At 59.7% G+C, this 1,889-nt stretch carries 2 protein-coding genes and 1 pseudogene; 2 read left to right on the forward strand and 1 reads right to left on the reverse strand.

Annotated features, from left to right (window positions below; all coding sequences use genetic code 11):
- Positions 1 to 315, forward strand: a pseudogene (locus K0F75_RS25660) (threonine ammonia-lyase, biosynthetic); the annotation flags it as partial.
- A gap of 81 nt (positions 316 to 396) precedes the next feature.
- Here K0F75_RS25660 and K0F75_RS09400 read toward each other — a convergent pair.
- The gene (locus K0F75_RS09400) at positions 397 to 1,179 is read right to left on the reverse strand and encodes a DUF2242 domain-containing protein (RefSeq protein WP_219061597.1); all 783 of its coding nucleotides are present in this window, start codon (positions 1,177 to 1,179) and stop codon (positions 397 to 399) included.
- 318 nt (positions 1,180 to 1,497) lie between these two features.
- Between K0F75_RS09400 and K0F75_RS25665 the strand changes: the two genes are divergently transcribed.
- On the forward strand, positions 1,498 to 1,889 hold a 392-nt coding region (locus K0F75_RS25665; RefSeq protein WP_257604288.1), incomplete at its 3' end, for an FAD-binding oxidoreductase.

A 1,889-nucleotide genomic window follows, 5' to 3' on the forward strand; every position in this document is an offset into this window, starting at 1 on the left:
CATAACGAACTGGCGAAGCTGCACATCCGGCACATGGTCGGCGGTCATGCGGCGCGGGTCAGCGATGAAGTGGTGTTCCGCTTCGAATTCCCCGAACGCCCCGGCGCGCTGTTCAACTTCCTGAACAAGCTCGGCGGCCAGTGGAATATCTCGATGTTCCACTACCGCAACCACGGCGCGGCGGATGGCCGGGTCATGGCGGGGCTGGTGGTGCCGGAGGACGAACGTCACCTGATCCCTGCGGCGCTGGCCGAGATTGGTTATCCGTATTGGGATGAAACTGATAACCCGGCGTACAAGCTGTTTCTAAGCTGAGGTGCACCGCCCATTAAAAAGCCGCTGAACGGAAAAGTCTCAGCGGCTATCTTCATGGCATCGGGTGCTGCTCGCCAGACGTTAAGGTGTCGTTTCCACTGGCGGAGCAGGCGTTACAGGCTCGACCTGAATAGACTGCTGTTCCGCGGGTGCTGGCGCCGGTTCGCTTCCGCTAGGGGCAGGCGCGGCTTCCGGAGCAGATTCTTTGGCAGGTACCGCCTCTGGAGTCGCGGGCTTGGTCTCGGCCAGCGCTGCCGGCTTCGGTGCTTGAACCACCGGTTCTGGCATGCCCAGATCGGTTTTCGGCTTTTCAGGGATATGGGCCGCTTTTTTCACTTCAGGTGGCAAGAAGATTTCCACCAGAGTGAAGAAGCGATCATAGAACTTGGGCGACGAGACCGTCTCGCTGGCGACCTTGACCATCGAGTCGTCAGTGGAGCCGATCGGCATCGACACCGAACCCAGCACGCCAACACCCACGCTCGCCGAATTGTTGACCTTCTTCAGCGCATAACGGTCCTGCAAAGCGTTAGCGAACATCGTCGCCCCGTTAGCGGCGGTGCCATCAGACGCGCAGACCACACTGAAGCTGATCTCCATGTGGGTTTCACCCGTCTGCTGGAAGCTTTTGTGCCCGCTGATCACTTTCGGGTCGCTGCTACTGATGATGTAGCCCTGACTGAGCAAGGCCCGACGCGCTGCCTCACAGGAAGCGGAATCGGTGACCGGGTAGTTTCTCGAAAAAGTACCGGAATCGTCGAAATTTTCATGCTCGTAGACCGCCGGTTTGGGCGATGAGCAGCCTGCGGCAGCCAGCAGGGTGGTGACCCAGCATGCGGTACGAAAGCTCAGTAATTTAGACATTGAAAATCCTGGGAGAAATAGCTGTCAGCAGAACTGCAGTCCTGAAACGAGGGGGTAAGTCTGCAACAAGGCTGGCGTTCGATCAACGCAGTTTGGAGGTACGGTCGATTTGACTGACGCCTGGGGATTCTACACCGGTTCGGTTAACGCGCCGATGTTGATTATCCAGGGCGCCGATGGGCGTGACGAAATTGAGCTTCTCCCGTAATGTCGACACTGTGCGACGCCGCCTGAGCTAATCGAAGGCCGCCTGGCCCTGATTTAAATTGAACCGATTTTTCCAGGCCGTGATTACGGCCCGCGTATCAAGGACTTTCCATGCATTGCGACACCATCGTTCTGGGCGCCGGGATTGTCGGCGTCAGTACCGCCCTGCAGCTACAGGCACGCGGCCGCAACGTGGTATTGCTCGACCGCGAGCAACCCGGCAACGGCACCAGCCATGGCAACGCCGGGCTGATCGAGCGCGCCAGCGTGATCCCTTATGCGTTTCCGCGCCAGCTGTCGAGCCTGTTGCGCTACGCCCTCAACCAGCAATCCGATGTGCGCTACAGCCTGCGGTATCTGCCCAAGGCAGGTCCGTGGTTGCTGCGGTACTGGCGTAATTCGGGGCCCAAAGGCCTGGCCGCCGCGACCCGCTCCATGCTGCCGCTGGTCGAGCGCTGTGTCAGCGAACATGACCTGCTGTCGGAACCGGCAGGGATGGGTGG

This window comes from Pseudomonas sp. UMAB-08 (assembly GCF_900095225.1).
GTDB lineage: Bacteria > Pseudomonadota > Gammaproteobacteria > Pseudomonadales > Pseudomonadaceae > Aquipseudomonas.